The sequence below is a fragment of the Cryobacterium sp. TMT1-2-1 genome (genome assembly GCF_004403955.1).
Lineage (GTDB): Bacteria > Actinomycetota > Actinomycetes > Actinomycetales > Microbacteriaceae > Cryobacterium > Cryobacterium psychrotolerans.
This window is the reverse complement of record NZ_SOHC01000030.1, coordinates 23,682-42,886: the sequence shown is the minus strand read 5'-3', so window position 1 is coordinate 42,886 and position 19,205 is coordinate 23,682. Positions and strand designations below refer to the sequence as shown.

Genomic DNA, 19,205 nt, shown 5'->3' with positions numbered 1-19,205 from the left:
TCAGTCCGCCTTCTTCACGGCGTGGCCGCCGAACTGATGACGCAGGGCGGCGACGGCCTTCATGGCGGGTGAGTCATCCTGTCGAGACACAAACCGCGCGAAAATCGACGCGCTGATCGTCGGCACAGGGACACCGTTGGCAATCGCTTCCTCGATCGTCCACCGGCCTTCGCCCGAATCCTCGACGTAGCCCTCGATGTCGGACAGGTCGGGATCTTCCTTGAGGGCGCTGACGAGAAGCTCCAGCATCCAGGAACGCACGACGGTTCCCCGCTGCCAGGCGGTGAAAACGGCCGGGACATCCGTCATCAGGTCGTCGCGTTTTTCCAGGAGTTCATACCCCTCGGCGTATGCCTGCATGAGCGCATATTCGATACCGTTGTGCACCATCTTCGCGTAGTGGCCGGCGCCGACGGCTCCCGCGTGAACGAAACCCTCTTCACGCGCGCCCTCCGGGCGCAGTGCGTCGAAGACAGGCATCGCCCGCTCGACCTGGTCCGCCGCGCCGCCGACCATCAGGCCGTATCCGTTCTTCAGTCCCCAGATTCCGCCCGACACGCCAGCATCGATGTAGTGCACACCGGTCTTCTCCAGGAGTGTGGCATGACGGAAGTCGTCGGTGAACCGTGAGTTGCCTCCCTCGATGACAAGATCGCCGGCGGCCAGCAGCCCCGAGAGTTCCCCGACCACCGAGTCTGTGACCTCGCCCGCCGGCACCATGATCCAGACGATCCGGGGTGCCGGAAGGGCCTGGATGAGCTCGGCGACGGATGCGACGTCGGTCAGGTCCGGATTGCGGTCGTACCCCGTGACCTCAATGCCGCCCGCGCGCATCCGGGTGCGCATGTTCGCACCCATCCTGCCCAGGCCGATGATGCCAATGTGCATTTCGTGTCCTTTGACGGGAACTCGAGCCTCAGCGCAGGAGGAGGTTCGGCTGCAACAGGTACTTGTAGCTGTCGGCTCCCGGCTGGTCGCGTGAGTTCTGACTGGTGATGAGAACCGGGCCCGGCTTGTTCGGGTTCTCGGTTCTGGTGAACGAAATGCGCACGAACTCCGAGTGCACCGCTCCCAGTCCGTCCAGCAGGAACTGCGGCTTCAGGGAGACGACGGTCTCGGTGCCGGAGAGGATGGCGTCGATCTTCTCCGAAGCCTGGGCCTGTTCGGAGCCGATGGCCTCCAGGGTCAATCCGTCGGCGGCGAAGGTGAAACGCAGGGCTGCCTCCCGCTCGAGGACGAGCTGCACCCGGCGGGTCGCTTCGATGAGCTCCGCGGTGTTGATCACGGCGTAGTTGTCGACGGTCTCGGGGAACAAACGCCGGACGGGCGGGAAATTACCCTTGATCAGCAACGACGTCACGGTCTTCTTCTCCGCCGTGAAGGCGATGAGCTCACGGTCGTCGGTGCTCGTGATCGCCACCGAGATGGTTCCGCTGTGCCCGAATGTCTTGCCGACCTCCTGCAGGGTGCGGGCGGGAACCAGGGCGGTGATTGTGCCCTGGGCCTCGTTTGAGCCGCGATCCCAGTCGATTTCGCGAACGGCAACCCGATAGCGGTCAGTGGCAACCATGCTCAGGCTGTTCTCGCTGATTTCGAGTTGTACGCCCGTGATCACGGGGGTCACGTCGTCACGGGATGCCGCGACGGCGACCTGCGCGACGGCCATGGAGAATTCTTCGGCCGGCACGAGCCCGGACTGGGCTCCCACCTGCGGAATGCTCGGATATTCCTCGACCGGCATGGACAAGAGTGTGAAGTTCGCGGAGCCGCAGCTGACCGAGATGCGGGACTCGTTGGTAGAGAACCGAACGGGGGCATTCGGCATCCGGCTGGCAATCTCGGCGAGGAGCCGGCCGGAGACGAGGACCTTGCCGGTTTCTTCGACATCGGCGGCGATTTCGGTCTGGGCGGAAACCTCGTAGTCGAACGAGGACAGGATCAGCCCGGTCTCCGTCGCTTCGATCAGAACTCCACTGAGGATCGGCAGGGTGGTGCGCTGGGGGAGAAGCTTGACCGCGAACGATACAGCTTCGCTGAAAACGTCCCGGTTGGCCTGGAATCTCACGAAGTTACTCCTGTCGAAGGCGGTGGGTGGCTCAATGCTAGTCGTCTTCCGGAGCGGGCCGGTGACCAGCAGCGCTGGGCAGTAAAGGTTGTCGGATGGAGAGATATAAGAATTCTTGTTAATGGTCTTAACCGCTGTGGAAACTGTGGATAACTCTGTGGACACAGCGTGATCACTGGGAACTACACGTTTGTAAGTTGTTAGCGGCCTGTGGGATTAAATGACAAGGAGTTGCGAGGTCCGGATCGGCCCGAGACGAGTTTTCACAGGCGACCGTCGAGTTTCAACAGATTGCGACCTGTTGTTGTCAGAGTTTCCACAGGGTTTTCCACAGGTAGAAAACTCTGGGTTTTTGTCAGTTACTTGTACCGGTGGTTCTGTTTGATGCGGTTCGTGAGCTCAGTGACCTGGTTGTAGATGGAACGGCGCTCCTTCATCAGCTCGCTGATCTTCTTGTTCGCGTACATCACCGTGGTGTGGTCGCGGTTGCCGAACAGCTGGCCAATCTTGGGCAGCGAGAGATTCGTGAGCTCCCGGCACAGGTACATGGCTATCTGCCGGGCAGTGGCGACGGCCTGGGACCGGGAAGAGCCGTAGAGGTCATCGACGGTGAGTTTGAAGTAGTCGGCCGTGTTGGTGATGATGTCGACCGGTGCGATGACGTTGTCCTCATCGAGGGTGATCAGGTCCTTGAGTACCGTCTGAACCAGGTCCATATCAACCGGTGTGCGGTTCAGGCTGGCGAACGCCGTGACGCGAATGAGTGTTCCTTCGAGTTCCCGGATGTTGGAGGACACCTTCGAGGCCATGAACTCGAGGATGTCGTCGGGAACCTGGAGCTTCTCGCTCTGGGCCTTCTTGCGGAGGATGGCGATGCGGGTCTCGAGGTCGGGAGCCTGGACATCCGTGATCAGACCCCACTCGAAGCGCGACCGCATCCGGTCTTCGAAACCGGTCAGGTGCTTGGGCGGCAGGTCGCTGGTGATGACCACCTGCTTGTTGTGGTCGTGCAGGGTGTTGAAGGTGTGGAAGAAGGCTTCCTGCGTCTCCGCCTTGCCCTGCAGGAACTGGATGTCGTCAATCATCAGGATGTCGATGTTGCGATAGCGCGACTGGAAGGCGGACCCGCGGTTGTTGGCAATCGAGTTGATGAAGTCGTTCGTGAATTCCTCGGAACTGACATACCGAACGCGGATGCCCGGATACAGACTCATGGCGTAGTGGCCGATGGCGTGCAGGAGATGGGTCTTGCCGAGGCCACTCGAGCCGTAGATGAAGAGCGGGTTGTACGCCTTCGCGGGAGCCTCGGCCACAGCGACGGCTGCCGCATGGGCGAATCGATTGGACTGGCCGATCACGAAGTTGTCGAAGCTGTACTTGTTGTTGAGACGTGTGTCGTGGGGGCGCTCGGGCGAGGTGGTCTCAAAGACCGACAACGGCGCGGCCGGTGTTTCGGCGATCGGGCGAGTGGGGGAGTCGAGCTGCGGCGGTTGCTGGGGACGCAACGATTCCTGTTCGAGTTCGGGATTGACCACCACGTAGAAACTTGATACCGCGCTGGCTTCGTCGAGCTGGCCCATCGCCATCAGCAGCGGAACGCGCATGCGCTGGTTCAGCATGCTCGCCGTGAATTCGTTGGGCACCTCCAGGTAGAAGGTTCCGGCCGCAATTCCCTTGGGTTCGACCAGGGTAAGAAAGCCGTAGAGCATCGGTGTGATGCTGTCGTCGGACTCCAGAGTGGTCAGCACCGACCGCCAGGTGTCCGTTATGGGCTGTTCTCCGTCTGCCATGATTGCCTAATCTCTGAAATTCCGACTGGGCCGGAAGCCGCTGGGTTGGTGCCGCGCTCTGGACATCGATTTAATCGCCGAACAAAGCATCCACAAAGTTATCCACCGCCTGTGTGTAAATCCGGTCGAATTCACAGGTTTCCTGCCCAAACCTGTGGATAACTTGTCCTCACGGTAGTCACTCGCCGATAGTCAGTCCAAATTAGCCACGATCCCGCCGCGTGTCACTCCGACGATTAGCGGAATTCTTGTGCAGAATCGGTCGTTTGGGCTTGCTGGGTTTGACCAGAACAGGGTGAGGCCGTAGTTTTAGTAGGTTGACCCCAGCCCGAGGGCTAGCTACTTCTTTCCCGGCCATTGTCCTGGCCTGCGGATATCCAACACGTGGAGATTGAGCAATGAGCAAGAGAACGTTCCAGCCGAACAACCGTCGTCGCGCGAAGGTGCACGGCTTCCGTTTGCGTATGCGCACCCGCGCCGGCCGCGCAATCCTCGGTGCCCGCCGTCGCAAGGGTCGCACCGAACTCTCCGCTTAGGCTCCGATGCTCGCCGGGGCCAATCGCATCACGAGCGGGAGCGACTACAAAGCCGTTGTTCGACGGGGTTTGCGCTACGTCGCACCCCATACGGTTACGTATGTTCGCAAGAGCCGTGAAGATTCCCCGGCGCGTTTTGGTTTCATCGTCGCAAAGAATGTGGGTGGCGCAGTGAGCCGCAATCGCGTTCGTCGGCGGCTGAAGGCCGCGAGCTACGAGATCCTGACGTCGGTCCGACCGGGAACGGATGTCGTGGTGCGTGCTTTGCCCTCGGCGTTGGACACGAGCTGGCCCGCGCTCAAGGCCGAACTCTCCGATGCGCTCGTCAAGGGCGGCGCCCGGTAGATGGCCGTGAACAGGGTGATTGCGACGATTGTGCTGTTCCCCCGCAACGTGGGGGTTCTCCTCCTGCGTGCGTACCGCGCTGTGATTTCCCCGCTCTATGGGGACGTCTGCCGGTACTACCCCTCGTGCTCGGCGTACACCCTGGGCGCGGTCCAGGAACACGGCCTCGTGATCGGATCTGCCCTCGGCGCGAGGCGTCTCGCCCGGTGTCATCCGTGGGCCGAAGGCGGAGTGGATGATGTCCCGCTCAAGCGCACACGCCGCTACCGAGTGACATCCTTTGGATTTGTTGTCGCACCAAGCCACGGAAAGGGCTGACCCGAAGTATGGACCTCCTAGGAATCATCCTCTGGCCACTGAAGTGGGCGGTGGAGCTGCTTCTTGTCGCTTTCCACTGGCTGTTCTCCAACATGGGCCTCGGCTACAACGACGGAATCACCTGGGTGCTGTCCATCGTCGGCCTCGTCATCGTCGTCCGAGCCGCCCTCATCCCGATCTTCGTCAGGCAGATCAAGAGCCAGCGCAAGATGCTCGAGGTTGCGCCGCAGCTCAAGAAGATCCAGGACAAGTACAAGGGAAAGAAGGACCAGTTCTCCCGCGAGTCCATGTCCCGCGAGACCATGGAGCTGTACAAGCGCACCGGAACGAATCCGCTGAGCTCCTGCCTGCCCCTGCTGCTGCAGATGCCCATCTTCTTCGCCCTGTTCTCCGTGCTCAACGATGCCCAGCACCTCAAGGCCGGTGTCGGACCGCTCGACGTCGATCGGGCGCAGAGCTTCGGCAACGCATCCCTGTTCGGACAGGCCCCGCTGAGTGAGTCGTTCGCCAGCCAGTGGACCCTCATGATGGCCGGTAACCCGTACAGCGTCGCCGTCATGGTCATCGCGGCCGTCATGGTCGTGCTGATGACCGCCTCGCAGTTCATCACCCAGCTGCAGATCGTCTCGAAGAACATGTCGCCGGAGACCAAGGCGAGCCCGATGTTCAAGCAGCAGCGCATCATGCTGTACCTGCTCCCCCTCGTCTTCGCCTTCTCGGGCGTCGCGTTCCCCCTCGGCGTCATGTTCTACTGGCTCACCTCCAACATTTGGACGATGGTTCAGCAGTTCATCGTGATCCGCAACATGCCCACCCCCGGAAGCGAGGCGGCCAAGGCCCGCGAGGAACGCCTGGCCCGCAAGGGAAAGCTTGTGGCGAAAGACGGCGACATCATCATCGTCGAGGAACCGAAGAAGCCCGCGCAGCGCCAGCAGCCGGTCGGCAAGAACCGTTCAAAAAAGCAACCCGGCCCGAAGAAGTAGACGAGAGACCGACGTGACTGACGTGACTGAAACCGACGCGACCGTGCCCGACACCGCAGCAGATTCCACCGTGCCCGAGACGCCCGTGAGCCCCGAGGGCGGCGCAGCCCACGGCGACGACTCCCCCACTGTCGACCAGCTCGAGCAGGAGGGCGACATCGCCGCGGATTACATTGAGGAGTTCCTCGACATCTGCGACCTGGACGGCGATATCGACATCGATGCCCGCAACGGCCGCGCCTATGTGTCGGTCAACGCCGCCGACGGAGACACGCTGCGCGTGCTGTCGAAGCCGGACACGGTCAACGCGCTCCAGGAGCTCACGCGCCTGGCCGTGCAGAACAAGACCGGCTCCTTCTCGCGCCTGATCCTGGACATCGGCGGGTCCCGTGAGGCACGCCAGGCCGAGCTGTCTGCGCTGGTCGGTCGCGCGATCGAACGTATCGAGGCCGGCGCCGCCGACGCGGCCCTGCCCCCCATGTCGTCGTATGAGCGCAAGCTCGTGCACGACCTGGTCTCGGAACGCGGTTTCGTATCCGAGTCCAATGGCGAGGGCCGCGACCGCCACACGGTCATCTCCCGCGCCTGATCGAACGCGACACGATGACGGAACAACTCGAGCACGAACCTGCCGCCGCAGCGGGACTCTTCGGGGAGAGAATTGGGATCGCACGTGCGTTCGCGCACAATTTGGCTGATCAGGGCGAGATTCGTGGATTGATCGGGCCGCTGGAACTTCCTCGTCTGTGGAGCCGGCACATCCTGAATTGTGCGATCGTGGCCCCCCTGCTGCGGCCGGGCGTTGTCGGCGATGTCGGGTCGGGTGCGGGGTTGCCTGGCCTGGTGCTGGCGATTGCACGTCCCGATGTCTCGTTCGTGCTGATCGAACCGATGGAGCGCCGGGTTGCCTGGCTGAACGACCAGGTGGACGAACTTGGCCTCGAGAACACGACCGTGCTGCGGGCGAGGGCCGAGGATGTGCGCCTCGAGCAGCCGCTGGATCAGGTGACCGCTCGGGCCGTGAGCGCATTCCGGACCCTCATCCCCCTCACCGCTCCCCTGCTTCGGCCCGGCGGTGAGATGGTGCTCATGAAGGGCGCCGGCGCACAAGCGGAGGTCGACTCGGCGGCCAAGGCGATTCGCAAGTACCGGCTGAGCAATGTTGAGGTGATTACGCTCGGTGAGGGCGTGCTGGACGAGGTCACGAGGGTCATACGGGCTACAGTGGATTAGTCCCAGGTACCGCCACTCGCCCTCAGTGAGAGTCGGACCGAGGTTCCCTTTCGGGTGGCTCATCAACCGTCGAACGTAAAGGTTTCACGTGAAACATCCTGGTGAAGACCAGCAAGTCAGCAGCCCAGCGGGATTCGACACGCCGCTCGCTCGTGAGATTTCGGACCTGACCCGCCGACGCCAGGCGCTCGCCTCCGAACGCCTCCCCCAGCCCGAGAAAACACGGGTTCTGACGGTGTCGAACCAGAAGGGCGGGGTGGGTAAGACGACCACCGCGGTCAATCTCGCCGCCGCGCTGGCGAGGCAGGGCGCCCGGGTACTCGTGATCGACCTGGACCCGCAGGGCAACGCCTCAACGGCGCTCGGAGTCGAGCATCGGGCCGAAACCCGCAGCGTGTACGACGTCATCATCAACGACATGCCGCTCGCCGATGTCGTTCAGAAGAGCCCGGAATTCGGTGCGCTGTTCTGCGTTCCGGCGACGATTCACCTGGCTGGAGCGGAAATCGAACTGGTTTCGCTGGTTGCGCGCGAACAGCGGCTTCGACGCGCACTGGATCTGCACCTGCGCGAAATGACGGATCCGTATCACTATGTGTTCATCGACTGTCCCCCGTCGCTTGGCCTGCTCACAATCAATGCCTTCGTCGCTGCCCGGGAAGTTCTGATCCCGATCCAGTGTGAGTACTACGCGCTCGAGGGCCTAAGCCAGCTTCTCAAGAACATCGAACTCATCGAGAAGCACCTCAATCCCGACCTCGCGGTCTCAACGATCCTGCTCACGATGTACGACAGCCGAACGAACCTGGCCAACCAGGTGGCCCAGGATGTGCGCGACCACTTCCCGGATCAGGTGCTGGATACCCTGATTCCGCGTTCCGTGCGGGTGTCCGAGGCTCCCAGCTACGGGCAGAGTGTGATCAGTTACGATTTGAACTCCGCAGGATCGCTTTCCTACCTCGAAGCAGCGGCAGAAATCGCCCGGCGGGGCGCCCCAGAAACAGGAGCATAGCAATAATGGCGAAACGGACTGGCCTCGGCCGCGGCATTGGCGCATTGATTCCGGTTCAGGACCCGGCTCGGCTCTCCCGCCCGGTGGACGTCTTCTTCCCCTACGCGGAAGGGCAGGACCCCGACAAGGCGCCGGCCGCGGACGTGGCGGATGAACCGGAGGATCTCCTCCCCGTGCCCGGGGCCCGGCTCGCGCACCTCGACCCGGCCGATATCGTTCCGAACGCGGTTCAGCCCCGCACCGTCTTCGACGAGAGCGACCTGTCGGAACTGATCCACAGCATCCGCGAAGTCGGCGTCTTGCAGCCGATCGTGGTGCGACCGCTCCTGGAACAGCCGGGCAAGTACGAATTGGTTATGGGCGAACGTCGCCTGCGGGCGAGCAAGGCGATCGGGCTGTCGAGCATTCCCGCCGTTGTTCGTGAGACCGCGGATGTCGACATGCTCCGCGACGCCCTGCTCGAGAACCTGCACCGCGCACAGCTCAACCCGCTCGAAGAGGCGTCGGCGTACCAGCAACTGCTGGCCGACTTCGGCATCACGCAGGAGGAGCTCGCGACGCGGATTGGTCGGTCTCGGCCGCAAATCACGAATACCCTGCGTCTGCTGAAACTTCCGGAACCGGTGCAGCTTCGGGTGGCCGCGGGTGTGCTCAGTGCCGGCCACGCGCGGGCGATCCTGTCCGTGGGAGACCACCAGGGGATGTTGCGCCTCGCCGACAAGATCGTCAACGAAGACCTCTCGGTTCGCGCGGCCGAGGCGGCCGCGACCGCGGTGCCCAAGGCGGCGTCGACGCGCCCCGCGCCGGGGAAGCGGCAGGGTCACCTAGACGAGATCGCGGAACGCCTCGGCGACCGCCTCGACACGCGTGTGAAGATCAACTTGGGAGCAAGAAAAGGCCAGATCACAGTGGATTTCGCTACGATCGGTGACCTCAACCGCATCCTCGTCGTCCTGGGCGAGCCCGGCTTCGGAGCGAACTAGCTTTCGACCCGCAGGATCGTTCCTGACGCGGTGAAAACCGCCAAATTCACCTCAGTTCTGCGCCGGATCTGCGACCAGAAGCTGGCGTTGGGGCCGCCGATGATCGCCTCGGGCCGAGTCCGGCACGCAGGCTGAGGCCGCATGTTTCACGTGAAACATCTTCGCTGCCGGCCGTTTCAGCGGTGCTGCTTGCGGGCTGCTTGCTGTGTTTCTCGTGGCGCAGCCAGCCGGAGGTCCGCGTTCCCCTATCTGCCGTATGGGGACGCGCGGGATGATTCGCCCACGGCGGGCGAAGGGACTTCACGAGCACGCCAGCGTGTCGGTAGTTTTGATCCTTTGGGCGGTCCCCGTTATGGGGGAGTGTACGTTTCACGTGAAACATCAGCACCCCCGACGACATCTGTGGTCTTCGGCGGGTCCAAGCGGCCCAGGCGGACCCAAATCGGTGAGACTTCGGCGCAGGGACGGAACCCCATGAACTCTCCCCTGCTGGTGCGATCATGACCACCTTGTGTAGGTTCGCGCTTCCGTCGGAGAGTGTTTCCCACGGCAGTAATCCGCGCACGAGTTCCATCAGGCCCGGGTCTCTTACGCGCACCGTGCCGCACGTTTCACGTGAAACATGCCCGATAGCGAGTGGTTCCGGGGCGGAGCGTGCCCTTGCAAGCCTGAATCTTTCCCCAACGCCGCCCGGGCGTGCCCCGATGTGACGCCGATTTCCCGCAGTGGAGGCCATCCTGAGGGCCGACTTTCCCTGTGTGTGCCGTATTGACGGGGATGGGTTCCATGAGTGCCCAGCAATGTTTCACGTGAAACATGCCCTCTGCGCGGCCGAGAGTTGCGGCCATTCCGCTGCACCCAGTAAGTCTTACAGAAAACATGCGAGTCGGTTCGCGCGTGCCAACTTAGGCTCCAGGCGTGCACGCACCGCTGTCGTGGTGAGGCTCCTTTCCGGAGAGAGAGCCGAACTTTGCAGATCGGCCCCGAAAATGCCCCGCCTGAAGGCGTTGTGGGGCAACGTTCCAAGAATGCAGCCCCAAAGACCATGGGGTTTCACGTGAAACATTGCCCCTGCTTGTCTCGGGACAGGTCTCGCGGGAACAGGTGGGTGCCCCCGGGTGGCGATATCAGGAGATTCGTGGGAGCTTGGTCATCCAGGGGCGCAGCCCCGGCCGACCAGACCACTATCCCCAGAAATCGATTCGTCTCGCGTCGAACGTTTACGCTGGGTTGATCCAGCTAAGGGCCGCTTGCGGTGAACCAGCAGTGTTTCACGTGAAACATGACGAATCCGGACGCCACGAGTGGTCCCTGGCGCCCGGAACGTGTGGCCAACTCAGGAGATCCGTAGATTTTCGAGGGTCCGACCGGACTGCTCCGGCTGTCGCCGGCGGAATTTCCTGAGTTAGCCCCACGCTGGCGCTCTACGCGGGACTGACAGCGGAACAGGTGGGCAGAACGGGGCGCGGGTGGGCAGAACGGGGTGCGGGTGGGCTGAACGGGGTGCGGGTGGGCTGAACGGGTGGCGGATGGACCTTGTCTGGTGTGACAAGGCGATGTGCCGTGGGCAAGCAGAGAAACACGTTGCGTTCGGCGTCCTGGGCGCCGGGAAAGAGTGACACTGAGGCACGCGATATCCCCGTACGGGAACCGGGGGAGAGGTCAACTCAGGAGGTCCGGGGCCCGCAGGTGGTTTTCGCGCACTGGTTCGGCCCGCGTGGCCGGAATCTGCTGAGCGGGCCCCGGATGAACTCGGCCGTCGCCGGAGGACGCGTGCGTCGATCGGAGATTCGTGCACCGCATTCCGATTTCCCGGGATGCCGGCCCGATAGCACTCGTCCTGCGGCGCTGCTGCTGCTGTTGCTACGGAAGAAGCTGCTGCTGTCGCAAAGCAAGAACATGACCGGATATGCCATTTGATCAGCAATTTTCTATAGACGAGCTAGTGTGTCAGCGCGCGTCGATTACGCGGTTTGTTTGAGCTGACACACCGGGCAGTCGGGCGACGCCGGGAGTGTTTCACGTGAAACATCGACCGCACCCGCACCCGGAGCACCACCGGGGCCCAGGTCGCACAAACAGTTCCCGGGCCTGCGGCGCCCCGGGGGAGGGGTTCTCCCTCGACGGATCCGGGACGGAAGAAAAAAATCAGGCTTCGGCGACAGCCGCCCGGGCGAGCGCCGCGTAGACCGCGCCGAGCGACTCGCCCGATGCCTCGATCGCCTGCGGGACCAGCGACGTCTCGGTCAGCCCGGGCAGAACATTGGCCTCCAGGAACCACGGCGTCCCCGCCGCGTCGACGATGAGGTCGATCCGGGACAGGTGGCGGAGGCCCAGGAGCGAATGGATCGCAACCGCAGTCGACTCGACAGCCGCAAGGACGGTCGGGTCCATGCGAGCGGGAGCGTAGAACAGGGTCTCGCCGGCGTTGTAGCGCGCCTCGAAGCTGTACACCCCGCTCAGGGGAACAATCTCGACCGCGGGGAGGGCGATGGGGCCCTCGCCCTTGTCGATAACCGTCACCGAAACCTCCGTGCCGGAGATGCGGGACTCGACCAGGGCGACATCGGCGTAGGCATAGGCGTCCACCATCGCGCGCGGCAGTCCGGCCGCGGCGGTGACGATAGTCACCCCCTGCGCGGACCCGCCCTGAGCCGGCTTGACCACGAGGGGCGCGGGCAGGGCGGCGAGCAGCCGTTCGAGAACACTCGTCGCGCCGAGGTCGCGGAAGGTCTCCTTCGAGAGGGCGACGGATGCCGGCGTCGCGTAACCGGCCCGGCGCACGAGTACCTTCGCCGTGGGCTTGGACCAGGCCAGGGCGGCCGCTTCGCCGCGCGCGCCGACGTGGGGGATACCCGTGGTCTCGATCAACGCGAGGAGCGCACCGTCTTCACCGGTCGCCCCGTGCAGCGTTGGCCAGATGACATCCGGGTTGCGATCGACGAGTTCGGAGAGCAGCCCGGCGTGCGGGTCGATCACCGTGACGTCGTGGCCCGCTCCGGTCAGGGCATCGGCCAGGCGGCGTCCCGAGCGAAGGGACACCTCACGTTCGTGCGAGATCCCGCCCGCCAGCACAACGATGTCGAGGGGTACGAATTCGGTCATGATCAGGGAGTTTCCTTGCTCTAACTGAGGCGGACGAGATCAGGAGGCGTCGGGCGGCGGGGAGCCGAAGCGCGAATCGGCGCTGGGGGCATGCAGTGAGCCGGTTCCGGCGAAGGTGTCGAGCAGGTCCAGTTCGTCCCGGATGACCGTGGCCAGCCTGCGCACACCGAGCCGGATCTGATCCGGGGTCGGGTAACAGAACGACAGGCGCATGTTCCGGCGCCCATCGCCGTTCGCGAAGAAGGCGGTCCCCGGCGTATAGGCCACGAGCTCGGTGACCGCTCGGGGAAGCATTGCCTTCGAGTCGAGCTCATCGGGCAGCGTGACCCAGACATAGAAGCCGCCGTTGGGGTTCGTCCAGGTCAGCTCCGGGAGGTATTCCTCCAGGGCGCCGACCAGGGCGTTCTTGCGCTCACGGTACACGTCGCGGAACGTGTTGATCTGACCCTTCCAATCGGCGGTGGACAGATACTCGGAGATCACGGACTGGGTAAACGAACTGGGCGACAACACGGCGGCCTCGTTCGCGAGCACGAGCTTCTCCCGGATGGCGTGCGGAGCGAGCGCCCAGCCGACGCGGAAGCCCGGTGCCAGGGTCTTGGAGAAGGTGCCCAGGTACACGACGCCGTCCTCTTCGACCGAGCGCATGGCATCCGGCGCGGGGCGGTCGAAGTACAACAATCCGTAGGGGTTGTCTTCCAGCACGAGGATGTCATTCTGCCTGGCGATCTCGAGCACCTCGAGGCGCCGCTCCCAGCTCAGAGTCACGCCGGCCGGGTTATGGAAACTCGGGATCGTGTACAGGAACTTGATCCTCTTCCCGGCGGACTTCAGCCGGGCAATGTGCTCGCGCAGCGCTTCCGGGATGAGACCGTTCTCGTCCATCGGGACGTGCTCGACCTCGGCCTGGTAGGACTTGAAGATGACGAGGGCCGTGACGTAGCTTGGCCCCTCGGAGAGGACAACGTCCCCCGGGTCGAGAAAGAGCTTGCTGACGAGTTCCAGCGCGTGCTGCGATCCGGTCGTCACAACGACATCGTCGGCGTTGGCCCGGATGCCTTCGAGCGCCATCACGTCGAGGATCTGCTCGCGCAGCAGGGGAATGCCCTGCCCCGAGCCGTACTGCAACGCCGCGGCGCCGCGCTCGCGCATGACACGTTCCATGGCGTCGATCACGAGGTTCTGCGGCAGGGCGGCCACGTACGGCATGCCGCCGGCCAGCGAGACGACCTCGGGGCGGGATGCCACGGCGAACAGGGCGCGCACCTCCGAGGCGCGCAATCCAGCGGCCCGGTCCGCGTAGTGGTGATACCACGGGTCGAGGTTGTTGCCGGCCTGGGAGGAGCCCTGTTCTGTCACGTCACGTCCGATCTGGTGTGCTCTTCATCGTATGGGGTCTTCTGCGGCGCCCTCGAAGTGTGTCCCGGCCGGGAGCACAAGAAAAGACCCGCCCGGCGTGAGCCGGACGGGTCTTCGTTCCTCAGGAACCAGCCGGTCGGCTACGCGAGGTAGGCGGCCAGGTCGGCTTCGAGGGCAGGCTTCGGCTTGGCGCCGATGACGGTCTTGACGACCTCGCCCTTCTGGAACACCTTCATCGCGGGGATGGAGGTGATCTGGTACTTCGCGGCCAGGCCCGGGTTGTCATCGACGTTCAGCTTGACGATGTCGAGCTTGTCGGCGTGCTCATGCGCGATCTGGTCCAGGATCGGGCTGACGGCGCGACAGGGGCCACACCACTCCGCCCAGAAGTCCACCAGAACGGTCTTCTCGTTTTTGATGACTTCCTGGTCGAAGGTTGCCTCTGTAACGGCACGTGCAGTCATGTCATTCTCCTTAGTTGGTAACGCTTGCAAGTTCGGTTTCGCCGGCCTTCGCCAGCAGATCCTCGGGAAGAGTGGAGAGGTAGTGCTCGGCGTCGAGCGCGGAGACACAACCGGATGCCGCGGCCGTCACGGCCTGGCGATAGGTGGGGTCGACCACGTCGCCGGCGGCGAAGACACCGGCCTGGCTGGTCTTGGACGAGCGGCCGCCGACGGAGATGGTGCCCTCGGGGGTGAGGTCCAGCTGGCCGTGCACGAGGTGCGTGCGCGGGTCGTTGCCAATGGCCACGAACAGCCCATCCAGTTCGAGGGTGCTCTCCGTGCCTGAGACGGTGTCGCGCAACTGGACGCCTTCAACGGCATCCGCGCCCAGGATGCCGACGACCTCGGAGTTCCAGATGAACTCGATCTTGTCGTTGGCGAAAGCGCGATCCTGCATGATCTTGGAAGCGCGCAGGGTGTCTTTTCGGTGAATGACATAGACCTTGCTGGCGAACCGAGTGAGGAAGGTCGCTTCTTCCATCGCCGAGTCCCCGCCGCCGACAACGGCGATGGTCTTGGCCTTGAAGAAGAAACCGTCGCACGTGGCGCACCAGGAGACTCCGTGGCCCGACAGTCGCTCTTCGTCGTCCAGGCCCAGCTTTCGGTACGCCGAGCCGGTGGCGACGATGACGGCCAGAGCCTCGTGCGTCTCGCCCGAGCCGAGGGTGACGGTCTTGATCGGGCCGGTGAGGTCAACGGCGGTGACGTCGTCGTAGACAACTTCGGTGCCGAACCGCTCGGCCTGCTCCTGCATCTTCGTCATGAGTTCCGGGCCCTGCACGCCATCGGTGAATCCGGGGAAGTTCTCGACGTCCGTCGTGTTCATCAGCTCGCCGCCGGCCTCGACCGAGCTGGCAATCAGCAGGGGCTTGAGGTTGGCCCGTGCGGCGTAAATGGCGGCCGTGTAGCCGGCGGGGCCGGAACCGATGATGATGATCTGGCGCACGCGTGCACACTCCTTGAATTCTGGGGGAAAGCCGGTAGAAGGCGATCGGGAACGTCGCTCACTGCCCGGTACAACACATCCTAATCGGATGCTATTCCGCGCCTTCCCCTCGGCGGGCGGGCGCACAGGAGGTTCGGAGGGGGCTCCCGCCGATTTGGTCTAGCGCCGGAGGCGGGCACGCAGCGGGACGATGACGGAGCGGAGTTCGGCACTGCGCATCAGCAGCAGCATCCCGAAGTAGGCCGCCGACATGACCACTCCGATGAGGAGCATCGACAGGATCGCCGGGATCCGGCCGGAGACGGCGAAGCCGCCCTCCCGGGCGCCGCCGAGTATCCAGAGCAGGGCCAGGCCGAGCGCGAGCGGCAGCAGCACGGCGACGAGGTATTTGGCCAGGCTGCCCAGGATGCGGCGTCCATCGATCCCCCCGAGGCGGCGATGCAGGAGCAGGGCAGCCAGCCCGGTCTGTGCGATGCCCGAGACCGTCACGACGAGTGCGATGCCGACCGCGATCCACTCCTTCGGCAGCAGCGTGCACCCCAGCACCCCGGCCACGATGAGCACGACCTGGAACAGCGTGAAGAAGAACGGCGTGCGCGTGTCGCCCAGGGCGTAGAACGTGCGCTGGAGCACGAACAGGATGCAGAAGGCCACGAGGCCGAGAATGAAGGCGACAATCACGTTGCCGATGCCCTGCACCTGCTCGAACGGACGGACGAAGACGGCTGCGAACGGATAGGCGCAGACCGCGATCACGGCCGACGCGAGCACGATCAAGAGCGTCGTTCCGCGGATGGCGGACGAGGCATCCGTGCGCACCAGGTCGTACATGCCCCGCGAGGCATGTTCACTCATCCGGGTGAAGTACGCGGTGGCAACCGAGACGGTGATCACCGAATGCGGGAGCATGAAAATGAGCCAGGCCGTGGCGAGCACGAAGACGGATGCCTTGCCGGTGGCCACGAGGGCGACCTGCGTTTCGACGATCCCGGCGGCCGTACTCAGGATCAGCATTCCGAAGGTCCAGCCGGCCATCTTGCCTGCCGTGCCGAGACCGACTCCGCGGAAGTGGAAGTCCGGACGGTAGCGCAGCCCTGCTCGCCGCCAGAAGTAGAACAGTACGACCGCCTGCGCCACGACGCCGAGGGTGGCGCTGCCCGCGAGGAGGGCGATCATCTCTGGGCTGAAGGCGCCGGCGGGTCGCTGGCCGTTCGGGTCTGCGCCGAAGAGGAGACCGAAGATGACCAGGCCCGCGATGGCGACGATGTTGTTGAGCACCGGGACCCAGGTGGATGGACCGAACGACTTGCGAGCATTCAGCACCTCGCCCAGCAGCGTATACAGCCCGTAGAAGAAGATCTGGGGGAGGCACCAGTAAGCGAACGCGATTGCGAGGCCGAGCTGGTCGCCCTTCAGGGGGAGCCCGATGAACCCCGTGATGGCCGGGGCCAGCAGGGTGGCCAGGATCGTCGTCGCGCCGAGAATGAGCAGGGCCACGGTCAGGAGCTTGTTGATGTAGGCGGCGCCGCCGTCGGCGTTCAGGCTCGCTCGGACGATCTGCGGCACGAGTACCGCGGTGAGGATGCCGCCCGCGACGATGACGTAGACGGTGTTGGGCAGCTGGTTCGCGAGGGCGAAGGCGTCGGCGCCGTTGCCGATCGCACCGATCATCCCGGCGAGAACGATCAGTTTCACGAAGCCCAGAACCCGGGAAACGATCGTGCCCGAGGCGAGGAGGGCACTCGCCCGGCCGATTCCGCCGGTATCGGCGGTGTCGGCGGCGCTAACCACGCGGCTCCGCGGCGGGTGTGGTGACGTCATCGGTCGCCGCCCCCGTCCCTGTTCCGGTCCCGGCGACAGGCTCGGTCCCGGCGCCCGCGGAGGCCGCGCCTTCACGGCGGCGGCGCAGGATGTTGCGCCAGACGCCGAAACCGAAGAACAGCACGACGATGGCGGCGAAGATCAGGGCGCCCAGGCCCTCCCAGTCGGCGTGCACGCTCACCGCGATCTCCGCCGGACGGTCGATCCGCGTGCCGGCCGGTGTGTAGAGCGAGACGCGAAGCGTCACGTCTCCGTTGCCGACCGCGGCCGTCACCGGCACCTTCACGGTGCGCGCCGACTCGGCGTCAATGGTCGCCTCGACGTCATTCCCGACGACGAGACGGCCGTTGGAGGGCACGACCTGCACCCTGACGCTCACGGCCTGGCCGAGGGCGTTGCTCAAGGTGACCGGAATGTCCACCTTGCTGCCCACGACGTTGATCGGGCCCTTGGTGGTCACGGTGACGGACCTCAGCAGGGCGCCGGACGCGGCGGAACTCGCCGCGGTCGCCTGCTGCCAGGCTGCGGGATCGTCGGCCCACGACGCGGACAGCAGCGCCAGGAGTTCGAGCCGGTGTGCGCCCGTGACGCGCACGGGGTCCTCGAGGGCGGTGGCGAAGGCGCCGACCTCGGCCTCACGTCGAAGGAGCTGACGGCCCTGGTCCACCCGGGCTGCCGATTCCGCCTGGGCCTGGAAGGCCACGGTGGCGGCCTGCGGGGCGGAACGCGCTTCCCTCAGCGTGGCGGGGGTCTGCCACGGGAGGGCAGCGAGGGCGTCGAGGGTCTCGCCGAGCCGGTTGGGACTCGCCGGCCAGCCCCGGTCAAAGGTGGCGAGGAGGATGCGCGCGGTGCCCGGACGTTCCGCCGACACCACCGCCAATTGCGACGACGCCTCCGCCACCGCCTCGTGCCACTCGTCGTCGGTGGTTGCGCGCGCGGCCGTCCGCAACGCCCGGGAGATGGCGTCGTCGGTGGCGAGGCCCCGCCCGCTGCCGAGGGAGAGCACGGTGTTGGGCGTGGGGTCGTCCGCCGACTGGGTGACATTGCTGCCGCTGAGGATCGTCGTGGTGAGGCCGCTGGCGGCGAAGACGTCGAGATCGTTCTTCGCCACGACGCCGGCCGCCGGCCAGCCGATATCCGTCATCGTGTAGTCCCAGTCGAGCAGCCCCGCGCTCGTGGGTGGCGTCACCTCGCCCGGGGTCGGGGACGGCGAAGGAGTGGTCGCTTGACCGGGAGTCGGCGCGATGGTGCCGGGCGTCGGCTGGGGCGTGGCCGGGGCCTCGGTGAAGAGTTCGGGGTCGATGAGCCACTCGAACGAAATCGGGGAGAGCACCGTTTTCGAGCCGGCCTGGGCCTGCAGGGCGATGTCGGCGTCTGCATAGCTGAGAGGGAATATATCGTTCGTGGCCGCGGAGAGGCGGGAAAGCCACTCGGTTGCGCTCGGCGGCGCGGAGCTGCCCAGGATGCGGATCGACGCGATGATCATCGGATCGATCGCGATGGCAACGGGGCGGTCGATCACGCCGTCGAGCTGGCGTGAGAGCAGACCGGACTCCTGCGTGTACGTCTCCAGCTCCTCGGCCGGGATCAGGCCCGCCGATGACTGCGGGGCCGTGATCGGCATCGCAACGGCCAGCTTCACCGGGGTGACCGGGTCGCCGGAGTACCAGACGAAGGTGCCGCGTCCCTGCGCCAGCACCTCCCCGTCTGCCGTCAGGGTTGCCGCGATCCCGCGGGCTCCCCACGCATTCGCGGCACCGAGGCCGATGGCGTCGGCGGGCACGCTCAGCTTGACGCTCGCCGTGCTGCCGGGCTGGATGGTCGTCGTCGGGTGGCTCAGCATCCGGTCGCCCGGATCGCCGATGTCCTTGGGCTTCAGCCAGGAGTCCAGCGCGGACCGCGAAGTCAGCGCGCGCTTGGCCAGGTAGAGCTTGATGGTGCCGGCCGGAATTGAGTCTGCTGTGCTGTTTGTGATGCGCACCGTGACCGGAAGCGGCTGGCCGGGGCGCAGGATCGGCGACCCGGTGGGAAACACGTCGATGCTCACCGTGTCGGGCGGGGTCGCGGCCGCGTGGGCCGCGGAGGAGCCGGGGAACGTGCCGGCGAACCCGGTGAGGGCGAGGAGGAGGGTGACGAGCAGCACCGAAAGCGGCATCCGCAGTCGCGAGGTCAGGCTGCGCACGACCCCCGGGTGCACAGGCCGACG

Annotated in this window: 18 protein-coding genes; 9 read left to right on the top strand and 9 right to left on the bottom strand. The window is 64.9% G+C overall.

Annotated elements, in window-relative coordinates; genetic code table 11:
* From gnd to dnaA, 3 genes are all read right to left on the bottom strand, one after another.
* The gene (gene gnd, locus E3T33_RS05530) at window positions 1-888 is read right to left on the bottom strand and encodes a phosphogluconate dehydrogenase (NAD(+)-dependent, decarboxylating) (RefSeq protein WP_134574928.1); all 888 of its coding nucleotides are present in this window, start codon (window positions 886-888) and stop codon (window positions 1-3) included.
* A gap of 28 nt (window positions 889-916) precedes the next feature.
* Entirely contained in the window at window positions 917-2,065 is a 1,149-nt protein-coding gene (gene dnaN, locus E3T33_RS05525) for a DNA polymerase III subunit beta (RefSeq protein ID WP_134574927.1), read from the bottom strand.
* 359 nt (window positions 2,066-2,424) lie between these two features.
* On the bottom strand, window positions 2,425-3,855 hold the full coding sequence (gene dnaA, locus E3T33_RS05520) for a chromosomal replication initiator protein DnaA (protein WP_092322684.1): 1,431 nt from the start codon (window positions 3,853-3,855) through the stop codon (window positions 2,425-2,427).
* A 398-nt stretch (window positions 3,856-4,253) separates the two neighbouring features.
* Between dnaA and rpmH the strand changes: the two genes are divergently transcribed.
* The 9 genes from rpmH to E3T33_RS05475 all read left to right on the top strand — a co-directional run bounded on the left by rpmH (window position 4,254) and on the right by E3T33_RS05475 (window position 11,185).
* On the top strand, window positions 4,254-4,391 hold the full coding sequence (rpmH, locus tag E3T33_RS05515; RefSeq protein ID WP_010204566.1) for a 50S ribosomal protein L34: 138 nt from the start codon (window positions 4,254-4,256) through the stop codon (window positions 4,389-4,391).
* A 6-nt stretch (window positions 4,392-4,397) separates the two neighbouring features.
* Window positions 4,398-4,736 (top strand): ribonuclease P protein component, encoded by a 339-nt coding sequence (gene rnpA / locus E3T33_RS05510; protein ID WP_134574926.1) that lies wholly within the window; start codon window positions 4,398-4,400, stop codon window positions 4,734-4,736.
* Window positions 4,737-5,054, top strand: coding sequence for a membrane protein insertion efficiency factor YidD (gene yidD / locus E3T33_RS05505; protein ID WP_174843273.1), 318 nt, complete (start codon window positions 4,737-4,739; stop codon window positions 5,052-5,054).
* A gap of 8 nt (window positions 5,055-5,062) precedes the next feature.
* Complete coding sequence (yidC, locus tag E3T33_RS05500; protein ID WP_092322687.1) at window positions 5,063-6,037, top strand: membrane protein insertase YidC; 975 nt, start codon at window positions 5,063-5,065, stop codon at window positions 6,035-6,037.
* 85 nt (window positions 6,038-6,122) lie between these two features.
* A complete protein-coding gene (locus tag E3T33_RS05495; RefSeq protein WP_241982842.1) occupies window positions 6,123-6,626 on the top strand; it encodes a R3H domain-containing nucleic acid-binding protein in 504 nt (167 codons plus the stop codon).
* A gap of 14 nt (window positions 6,627-6,640) precedes the next feature.
* The gene (gene rsmG, locus E3T33_RS05490; RefSeq protein ID WP_134574925.1) at window positions 6,641-7,270 is read left to right on the top strand and encodes a 16S rRNA (guanine(527)-N(7))-methyltransferase RsmG; all 630 of its coding nucleotides are present in this window, start codon (window positions 6,641-6,643) and stop codon (window positions 7,268-7,270) included.
* Between the two features lie 88 nt (window positions 7,271-7,358).
* A complete protein-coding gene (locus E3T33_RS05485) occupies window positions 7,359-8,282 on the top strand; it encodes a ParA family protein (protein WP_134476109.1) in 924 nt (307 codons plus the stop codon).
* A gap of 5 nt (window positions 8,283-8,287) precedes the next feature.
* Window positions 8,288-9,265, top strand: coding sequence for a ParB/RepB/Spo0J family partition protein (locus tag E3T33_RS05480; protein WP_134574924.1), 978 nt, complete (start codon window positions 8,288-8,290; stop codon window positions 9,263-9,265).
* Between the two features lie 1,563 nt (window positions 9,266-10,828).
* Complete coding sequence (locus E3T33_RS05475; protein WP_134574923.1) at window positions 10,829-11,185, top strand: hypothetical protein; 357 nt, start codon at window positions 10,829-10,831, stop codon at window positions 11,183-11,185.
* Between the two features lie 228 nt (window positions 11,186-11,413).
* Here E3T33_RS05475 and E3T33_RS05470 read toward each other — a convergent pair whose 3' ends face one another.
* The 6 genes from E3T33_RS05470 to E3T33_RS05445 all read right to left on the bottom strand — a co-directional run bounded on the left by E3T33_RS05470 (window position 11,414) and on the right by E3T33_RS05445 (window position 19,181).
* Entirely contained in the window at window positions 11,414-12,370 is a 957-nt protein-coding gene (locus E3T33_RS05470; RefSeq protein ID WP_092322693.1) for a D-alanine--D-alanine ligase, read from the bottom strand.
* Between the two features lie 39 nt (window positions 12,371-12,409).
* The gene (locus tag E3T33_RS05465; RefSeq protein WP_092322695.1) at window positions 12,410-13,729 is read right to left on the bottom strand and encodes a PLP-dependent aminotransferase family protein; all 1,320 of its coding nucleotides are present in this window, start codon (window positions 13,727-13,729) and stop codon (window positions 12,410-12,412) included.
* Between the two features lie 140 nt (window positions 13,730-13,869).
* Window positions 13,870-14,193 (bottom strand): thioredoxin, encoded by a 324-nt coding sequence (trxA, locus tag E3T33_RS05460; protein ID WP_092322696.1) that lies wholly within the window; start codon window positions 14,191-14,193, stop codon window positions 13,870-13,872.
* 10 nt (window positions 14,194-14,203) lie between these two features.
* On the bottom strand, window positions 14,204-15,178 hold the full coding sequence (trxB, locus tag E3T33_RS05455; RefSeq protein WP_134476113.1) for a thioredoxin-disulfide reductase: 975 nt from the start codon (window positions 15,176-15,178) through the stop codon (window positions 14,204-14,206).
* A gap of 159 nt (window positions 15,179-15,337) precedes the next feature.
* Window positions 15,338-16,969 carry a murein biosynthesis integral membrane protein MurJ gene (gene murJ, locus E3T33_RS05450; RefSeq protein WP_241982833.1) on the bottom strand — a complete coding sequence of 544 codons (1,632 nt, stop codon included), beginning with the start codon at window positions 16,967-16,969 and terminating at the stop codon, window positions 15,338-15,340.
* Entirely contained in the window at window positions 16,962-19,181 is a 2,220-nt protein-coding gene (locus tag E3T33_RS05445; protein WP_135109375.1) for a DUF6049 family protein, read from the bottom strand. Before E3T33_RS05445 ends, murJ begins: the two co-directional genes overlap by 8 nt.
* Between the last annotated feature and the right edge of the window lie 24 nt (window positions 19,182-19,205).